Source organism: Synechocystis sp. LEGE 06083 (assembly GCF_015207725.1).
GTDB lineage: Bacteria > Cyanobacteriota > Cyanobacteriia > Cyanobacteriales > Microcystaceae > Synechocystis > Synechocystis salina.
The window spans coordinates 1-8,358 of sequence record NZ_JADEWJ010000171.1 but is presented as its reverse complement, the minus strand read 5'-3'; the positions used below and the strand labels follow the sequence as shown (position 1 = coordinate 8,358).

Genomic DNA, 8,358 nt, shown 5'->3' with positions numbered 1-8,358 from the left:
AAGATCTATTCACTGAACTAGCTGAAACGGTGGGTCTCATTCGGCGATCGCCAAAGGTTGCTTGGTGGTGTCGCCATCCCTTGACGTTTTTAATGGAGGCGGCGGACGATCTCTGTTACTCCATTGTCGATTTGGAAGATGGTTTTCACATGGGCTATCTTCCCTTTGGAGCAGTGCAAGATAAATTACAAAGCATTGCTGACATTGAGCTAAACCAATACGAAGGCAGTCCGGCAGAAACCATTAAACGACTGCGGGCTAAGGCCATCAATCGACTGGTAAAAGAAGTAGCCCAAATTTTTCTTGACCATGAACCGGATATTTTAGCGGGGAAATTTGACCAATCCCTAGTGGGGCTAAGCCGTTTTTCCCCCCAACTTAAGGAAATTGAAACCATGACCACCAATGCGGTTTTTCACCATCCCAATGTGGTCAGAATTAAAATTGCTGGCTTTGAAGTCTTGGGGGATCTATTAACTGATTTTCTTACCGCCGTCCTGGAAAAACAACCCCGTCCGAAGGGGAAACTGCTTAAATTTATGTTGCCTCCAGAGCACCAAGTAGCCCCCGATGACGATAACTACAGCAAAATTCTGAAAGTAACTGATTACATTGCTGGTATGACCGATTTGCAAGCCACTCTGCTGTATCAACAACTGCGGGGCATTGCCCTCTAATGCTCCCATGCCAGGGTTTCAGATTATGGGCAAAAGCAACTCTGGCAGTTTGGGCTGAAGAGAGCCTGATGCGGGGAAAAATTTCCGCTGACCAGAATTTATACCAAACTGTGCGCCAGAGTAAAACCATGGCTATTTAGTTAAAAATACGACGAAATCAGAAACTAGAGTAGCCTTAATAAAAGTTTTACGGAAGCTGTTATTATCTCAGTCTTATTTAAACGAACACAACTAGGAGTTGGCTGTTAAGTAGATTTTTCCTGGGAGAAAATTGGCATAGGGTTGACGTTGCGATAGGCACTGTTGGGACGGGGTTGTTTTTGAATTTCCTCCTTAATGCTGTCAAGATCTACATAACGGTCGGAAACATTGATTAAACTGTCGCTGGTCATGGAACGGAGGCTCACCACCTCAATGCGCGCCCCCCGATAACTGACCGCATCAGCCGCATAGGCCAAATCTCCATCTCCACTAACCACCACAGCGGTGTCATAGGAACCCACCAAGGACATCAAATCCACGGCAATTTCCACGTCTAGGTTGGCTTTTTTAGAACCGTCCGGTAATTGCACCAGGTCTTTGGCAATGACTCGGTAACCATTGCGGCGCATCCAAAGCAAAAATCCCTGTTGTTTTTCGTTACTGCGGTCTACCCCGGTGTAGAAAAAAGCCCGCAATAGTCGGGAGCCCCCCGTTAAACAGTGCAATAATTTGGTGTAATCAATTTCAATACCTAGTTGCAAGGCCGCGTAAAAAAGATTGGAACCATCAATGAAAATGGCCACCCTGCCCCGGTTTTCTAATAACTGATCCGGTGTAAACAGTGCATCCTGTTCAAAGTCCTCAAACATGGTGTTCCTAAATAATTAAGTCGTGATTTAAAGGGGTTTTTAAAAAAAATTCAAAGGAAAAAAGCGGAAAAGTGATAAAAATGTTAATTTTTGTTAAAAAATCTTCAAAAGATCGAAGTTGACCTAGGGGGTCAGCTTTTGATTCTACTCCTCTGCCGGTAACTCCAGTTTGGTAAAAATAGGCTGGGCCGGGGGCAGATTTTGATTCGCACATAGTTGGCCCCAGGATTGGTGACGGTTGAATTCTTCCGCTTGCTCCAACGGCGATCGCCACTGGTCAAAATCCCAGGTGAAACCCAATTGTTGATAAATTTTGGTGCTCAGGCGGGGAACAATGGGGGAAAGGAGATAGGCCGAGAGCCGAATGGACTCCAAGACGCTGTACAGCACATCTTCCACTTCCTTCTGACTGCCCTGTTTAAATAACTTCCAGGGAGCCATGTCGTCGATGTATTTATTGCCAGCCCTCACTAAGGTAAAAATTGCCTCACAGGCATCGGTGAAGGACAGTCTTTCATAGGCACTGCTCACCTGTTCCCCTAAATGACTGCCCAGGGCTTTGAGGGGATTATCGGGGGCTAAATCCGTGGCCATTACCTGGGGACCTTGCCCCTGACAGTATTTTTTCACCATGCCCAGGGTGCGATTGAGCAAATTTCCTAAGTCGTTGGCTAAATCGGCATTGAGCACATTGACAAACCGTTGTTCGTTGAAATCCCCATCTTTACCAAACTCAATTTCCTTGAGGAAATAGTAACGAAAAGCATCCTCCCCATAGCGGTTAATTAAGTCTAGGGGATCAACGGTGTTGCCCAAACTTTTACCCATTTTGTGCCCATCTTTGGTGAGAAAGCCATGGCCGAAAACCTGGGCGGGGATCGGTAATTCCGCCGATAGCAACATAGCCGGCCAATAGACCGCATGGAACCGTAAAATATCTTTGCCAATCAAGTGTAAATTGATGGGCCACCATTTGGCCAAAGCGTTAGCTAAACTAGGTTCTTCATCCTCCCCTAAGAGAGCGGTGACATAGCCTAGTAGGGCATCAAACCAAACGTAAATAGTATGGTTGGGATCATTGGGGAGGGGGAAACCCCAGTCCAAATTGACTCGGGAAATGGAAAAGTCCTGCAATCCCTGGGCGACAAAATTTAACACTTCATTGCGACGACTACTGGGTTGGATAAATTCCGGTCGTTGGGCATACAGTTCTTCCAAGGGTTTCTGATAGCGGGAAAGGCGAAAAAAATAGTTTTCCTCATCCCGCCATTCTGCCTTGCGGTTAGGGTGTAGAGGACAATGGTTATCCTCCAATAAATCTCTTTTTTCTTTAAATTCTTCGCAGGCAACACAGTACCATCCCTGTTGTTGGGCCAGATAAATGTCCCCTTTGTCCCAGACCCGTTGAAAAAAGTCTTTGACAATGGCTAAATGGTGGGGATTAGTAGTACGACTAAAGCGGTCGTAACGAATATTGAGCGATCGCCATAGTTCCTTAAACTTGACCACGATATGGTCGCAATGGGTTTGGGGATCAAGGCCTTGAGCTTCGGCAGTACGTTGAATTTTTTGCCCATGTTCGTCGGTGCCGGTGATCATCAACACTTCATAGCCCTGCAATCTTTTGAAGCGGGCCAGGGTATCCGCCACTACTGTAGTGTAGGCACTACCCAAATGGGGCACATCGTTAACGTAGTACAGTGGGGTGGTGACGGAAAAAGTGGGTACGGAAGAATCAAGCATTCGATCAAAAGAAGTTTGTAAAAGTGCCATGGAGAATATTTAGTTTGGTTAACCACCATGCCTAGAATGGTCAACAGTAATGGTTACTTCCCTAAACTCCTGAGGATAGATTCTCAAGGGGGGCTGTTAAGTAAACCTTGTTATTGCCCTTAGAAATTCTTATCAATGAGGTTAAAAATAGATTCTTAAAAATAAATTGAAATTAACAATCTTAAAAAGCGGGGGACTTCAGTTTAGCAAAGGCTAAACTTTAAGGAAGTTTTTCTCCATAATATCTTAAGATGTGAAGCCCTCTTCCTCTTTTTGGGAGCAAGTTCCGTCCCTACACCCGATCAGGATAAAATGAACTGCTAGCCCCCACTGCTTCTTTCTGACAAGGAATTTTCATGAAACCGTATTTAGCCGCTGCCCTGCAAATGACCAGCCGCCCCAACCTAGCCGAGAATTTACAAGAAGCAGAGGAGTTGATCGATTTGGCAGTGCGCCAGGGGGCAGAACTGGTGGGTTTGCCGGAGAACTTTGCTTTTTTGGGCAATGAAACAGACAAACTGGAACAGGCTTCGGCGATCGCCACAGCGACGGAAAAATTTTTGCAGACCATGGCCCAACGTTTCCAGGTGACTATTCTGGCGGGGGGCTTTCCCTTTCCGGTGGCGGGGGAGGCGGGCAAGGCCTATAACACAGCCACTTTAATTGCTCCCAATGGGCAGGAATTGGCCCGCTACCATAAAGTTCATTTATTTGACGTTAATGTGCCCGACGGCAACACCTATTGGGAATCGGCCACGGTGATGGCTGGGCAAAAATATCCCCCGGTGTACCATTCCGATAGCTTTGGTAATTTGGGGCTGTCCATTTGCTACGACGTTCGTTTTCCAGAACTGTACCGTTACCTTTCCCGTCAAGGGGCAGATGTTCTTTTTGTGCCCGCCGCTTTCACTGCCTACACCGGCAAAGACCATTGGCAAGTGTTGCTCCAGGCCCGGGCCATTGAGAATACCTGCTACGTCATTGCCCCAGCCCAAACCGGTTGCCATTACGAAAGACGCCACACCCACGGCCACGCCATGATCATTGATCCCTGGGGAGTGATTCTGGCCGATGCGGGGGAAAAACCAGGCCTGGCGATCGCCGAAATTAACCCCGACCGCCTCAAGCAGGTACGTCAACAAATGCCTTCGTTGCAACACCGGGTATTCGTCTGATGGCTAGTTGCCAGGGCGTTCCTAGGGCCCAAGCGGTGAAGAATGCAGGCACAGAGACTAAAACCGCCTTTTTCGTCATCGTTAACGATTTGTCCTGGGGCAAAAATGAGAAAACCCCATGGGGATCAAGGATTTGAGCCATATTGATTGACCCGTGGCTATTGTCTAGCAAAGCTTAATTAATAGTTAAGAAAACCTGAACAGTCCAGAGAGAATGTTAGTTTTTGGATCTTAGCTGGGTCACTGCGGCCTAAAAAGTTCACTAGCGGCGTTGTTTTCCTTGGCTGATCATCTAAGCCAGCGAAGGGTCTGCACGGCGGAAATGGACTTGACCGCCATGGGGATCAGCGCTAACTGCCACTGGGAGTAATTTTTTCTTTTCCCTAACCGCAACTGTATAACTGTGCTTTATTTTACAAATCTTACAGGAATTTTATCGTTTTTTACCGCCGCAATTTGACCTGTTGGACTTGATTTTTAACAAACCCTCTTTAAGTATCCTTAAGCAATCACCATGATCATGTATCACCGACCGATCCAAGCTCCCCAAATCCTTACCAAGCAGACTATCCATTGCCCCAATTGCGGAAACCATGCCGTCCGTCAGCAATGCCTGATTGAAAAGGAAATTGTCACTGAAACCGCTTGTCCCGTGTGTGACTACCTCTTGGTCAATTGTCATCGTACCGGCAGAGTGGTGGATTCTTACCTTTGTCTAAGTACGAGGCGTTAATAACAAATAGTTATTGAGTTATTGACCACTGGGCTGACACTTTTCCACCTGGGCAGTCCAAAGTACCATCTGCTTCATTGCTTCCCGTAGCACAGCAGCCCCTAGATCACTGTTGTTGACTATAAAACTGAATGCCACTGGGCCCCAATGGTCGTTTTCCACATAGCCCGTGAGGGAAACTACCCCTGTGAGGGTGCCTGTTTTGCCCCGCATTTTGCCCACCAGGGGAGTATCGGCGAAACTCTGCTCCAGGGTGCCCGATCGCCCGGCCACAGCAAGGGATTGTTGATAAATTGTCCCCGTTGACCCTTGGGTTTGATTTATCAAAAGTTGTACTAGGGTTTGGGGTGTGACCAAATCCTGGCGGGACAGTCCTGAGCCATCCCGTAGTCTAACCGTAGTGGGGGCTAGACCAAGCCTTTCTAAGTAGGACTGCCAATTGGTGTCAGAGGAGGGCAGTTGGATGGCGTTGAGCAACGCTTCAGCGTAGAGATTATTGCTGTCTTGGTTGACGGTTTTAATCAATGCCGATAAAGGAGCAGAAGTTAGAGTTAGCACAGGGGCCAGGGCGATCGCCGTGGTGTCGGTGCTCAAGGTTTGGGAGTTGACGGTAATGCCTTGTTCCGCCAACTTTTGTTGCAAACTAGCAAGGAAATAACCTGGCGGGTCTGCCACGGCCAAGGTAATTTCACGGGGTTCCCCTGTGGGGGGCAGAGCGCCGGTGAGGACCAATTGCCGTTGACCAAAAATTTGTCGAACCTGGGGAGACTGGGCTGGATCAACTTCCGTTTGGGTTTGGTTAATAATCTGCCATTGTTCCCCCGCAATGGAATCGGACCAAGTGGGGGCCAAGGGTTCCCCTAAGTCCTGGGGCGTGAGGGTGAGGCTAACTTGGTTACCGGCCAAAATTGCGCCATTGACAGGGGGAGCATAACCGTAGTGCAAATCATCCCACTCCCAACTGGGGCGTTGGTAATCCTGGGGGGCGATGGCGTCTACTAACACCAATTCTTCAATTACCGTTACCCCCCTATCTTTTAAATTTTTGGCGATCGCCGTCAGGTCTTCCAGGGTCAAGCTGGGGTCCCCACTGGTGATAATCTGAACTTTTTTACCGCCATCCAGTTGGTAAACCTGAGTGGCAAAGCGAAAATTTGGCCCCAGTTCCTGCAGAGCCATGGCGGTGGTAATTAATTTTTGGTTAGAGGCCGGAATAAAAAGACGATCAGCTTGATATTGGTAAACAGGCTGAGACTCCGTTAAAGGTTGGATGGCAATGCCCCATTGGGCCCGGCCTAAATCCGGTTGTTGTAAATGGGTTGCCAGTTTTTGTCCCAGTTCCGCCGGACAAAGGCGATCGGTCTGGGCCCCTACCCCCGTGGTCAGAAAAAGGAAAAATACCCCCGTCAGTGAGAGCGGCAATAAGCTCAGGTGTTTTTTCCATTGAGACGGCAAAATCAGCACCATGCCTGGGTATTCCCCTAGTCCGTAATTGCCTTGAGCAGCACATCACTCAAACTCATGCCTTGCATATCTTCCATGGTGACGGTATCTACAATGTCAAACTTAGCTCCTGCGGCCTGTAATTGATCGTCTAAAGCCTGGAAAAAGGCTGTGGCTTTTTTGTCGTTGCCCACCTGAATGAGGGAAATGCCCAATTCCTCGTCCCGGTCAATTTTTTGGCTCGCTTCCAAAATTAAACGGATCACCGCTTTACGATCGGTGGGTTCACCGTCGGTGATGATCAAAAAAGTTTCTCCGTTGGGCTTAGTTTGCCCCGCCTGGCGTCGCTGAAAGAAATTATCCAAACCATCCTTGAGGGCACTGGCAAGATCTGTGCGTCCCATGGGTTCGTTGTTAGCATAAATATAAGCAACTTTCTGGGCCGTAACATTGTCATAACGACGGAAGCGGCCGGAGAATAGGTAAACCGTGATGCCGTCGGGGTCAATTTCTTCGCATTTTTGAGCCAAGGCAATGGTCGAAGCTTGGGCTATTTCCCAACGAGTGGGGCCATTGGGATCATCAGCGGTGGCCATGCTACTGCTTTTATCGATCATTAGGGTATAGTCTCGGTTTTCGATGACAGCTTCAGCGCTCATAATCTTCTTGGGTCAATTTTGCAAACAATGGCAGTTTTTTCTCTTTTAGCCTATTACAACTTTTTGGAAATGTTCTTAAGATTGCATATTTCCTTAAAATTAATCAGAAATTTGTTAGAGGGGTAATGCCGTGCCGACCGTTCACTGCTCCAACCGCGATTGTCAAGCCCCCAATGACCTAGGCGATCGCCTGTGCAAAACCTGCCAGACCCCTCTGCTGAAACGCTATCTGTGGTCGGTGGGGGATTGGATCAAGGCTTATCAACCGGGGGAATTGTTACTGGACCGTTATCTGTTAGTGCGGCCCCAAGTGTTGTTGGACACTACTCCAGCCCTGGGAGTGGACGGGCCAGAGGAAATCCCGGATCATATTTTGCCCTACCAAAAGCTTTTGCCCTTTCGTCTCAATGTGCCGGAAGTGTATGACTATTTTCCCAGTTGGGACGAAGAAAAGGATTTATCGGTCTGGCTGTTGGACTATGGCCCGGTGCCCCTAGATGAGACGGGGGAACCTCTCCATGACCGTTTATTGCCTTCCCTGGGGGAAATGTGGGAGCAAGCTTCACCCCTACAACAGTTAACTTGGCTCTGGCAAATGATTCGTCTTTGGCAACCGTTACAAAGGCAGGGGGTGGTGTCTAGCCTATTGGAATTTGACTGGTTGAGGGTGCAGGGCCCCCAAATTTTTCTCCAGCAGTTGCAGCTAGATGAGCACCAATTTTATGAAACCAAATATTTAGCCGGGGTGTGGGAGTCGTTATTGACTAATGCCCATCCGGCGATCGCCGATTTTTGTCAGACCCTGTGGCAAAGGCTAAAGCAGGGCAAAATCCCCCATGCGGACTACCTGTTGCGGGTGTTGGACACGGGCATTCAATCCTTGGCAGAGCAGTATGATTTTAGCTATACAGTGTTTGCCCAAACCGATGGGGGCCCCAGTCGAGACCATAATGAAGACGCCTGTTTTCCCGTCAGCGAAACCCCCATAGAAGGGCAACAGTTGGCCAACACCATGACCCTCATTTGTGACGGGGTGGGGGGCCAGGA

At 48.4% G+C, this 8,358-nt stretch carries 7 protein-coding genes and 1 pseudogene; 4 read left to right on the top strand and 4 right to left on the bottom strand.

Annotated features, from left to right (window positions below; all coding sequences use genetic code 11):
- Nucleotides 1-677, top strand: a 677-nt coding sequence (gene dgt / locus IQ219_RS13080; RefSeq protein ID WP_194072893.1) for a dGTP triphosphohydrolase, incomplete at its 5' end; no start/stop codon positions are given.
- A 245-nt stretch (nucleotides 678-922) separates the two neighbouring features.
- Here dgt and IQ219_RS13075 read toward each other — a convergent pair.
- The gene (locus tag IQ219_RS13075; protein ID WP_194019831.1) at nucleotides 923-1,528 is read right to left on the bottom strand and encodes an NYN domain-containing protein; all 606 of its coding nucleotides are present in this window, start codon (nucleotides 1,526-1,528) and stop codon (nucleotides 923-925) included.
- Between the two features lie 144 nt (nucleotides 1,529-1,672).
- Nucleotides 1,673-3,271, bottom strand: a complete 1,599-nt coding sequence (gene metG, locus IQ219_RS13070) for a methionine--tRNA ligase (protein ID WP_190595791.1) — start codon at nucleotides 3,269-3,271, stop codon at nucleotides 1,673-1,675.
- A gap of 386 nt (nucleotides 3,272-3,657) precedes the next feature.
- On the opposite strand from metG, the gene IQ219_RS13065 reads away from it, so the two are divergent.
- Together IQ219_RS13065 and IQ219_RS13060 are read left to right on the top strand one after the other, a co-directional pair.
- Nucleotides 3,658-4,476 carry a carbon-nitrogen hydrolase family protein gene (locus tag IQ219_RS13065; RefSeq protein ID WP_190595793.1) on the top strand — a complete coding sequence of 273 codons (819 nt, stop codon included), beginning with the start codon at nucleotides 3,658-3,660 and terminating at the stop codon, nucleotides 4,474-4,476.
- A 514-nt stretch (nucleotides 4,477-4,990) separates the two neighbouring features.
- Entirely contained in the window at nucleotides 4,991-5,209 is a 219-nt protein-coding gene (locus tag IQ219_RS13060; protein WP_228017059.1) for a hypothetical protein, read from the top strand.
- A gap of 18 nt (nucleotides 5,210-5,227) precedes the next feature.
- On the opposite strand, the gene dacB is transcribed toward IQ219_RS13060, so the two are convergent.
- Together dacB and IQ219_RS13050 are read right to left on the bottom strand one after the other, a co-directional pair.
- Complete coding sequence (dacB, locus tag IQ219_RS13055) at nucleotides 5,228-6,676, bottom strand: D-alanyl-D-alanine carboxypeptidase/D-alanyl-D-alanine-endopeptidase (protein ID WP_194072892.1); 1,449 nt, start codon at nucleotides 6,674-6,676, stop codon at nucleotides 5,228-5,230.
- Between the two features lie 14 nt (nucleotides 6,677-6,690).
- Nucleotides 6,691-7,311, bottom strand: coding sequence for a VWA domain-containing protein (locus IQ219_RS13050; protein WP_190595797.1), 621 nt, complete (start codon nucleotides 7,309-7,311; stop codon nucleotides 6,691-6,693).
- A gap of 130 nt (nucleotides 7,312-7,441) precedes the next feature.
- Between IQ219_RS13050 and IQ219_RS13045 the strand changes: the two are divergent.
- Nucleotides 7,442-8,358: pseudogene (locus IQ219_RS13045) on the top strand (serine/threonine-protein phosphatase); the annotation flags it as partial.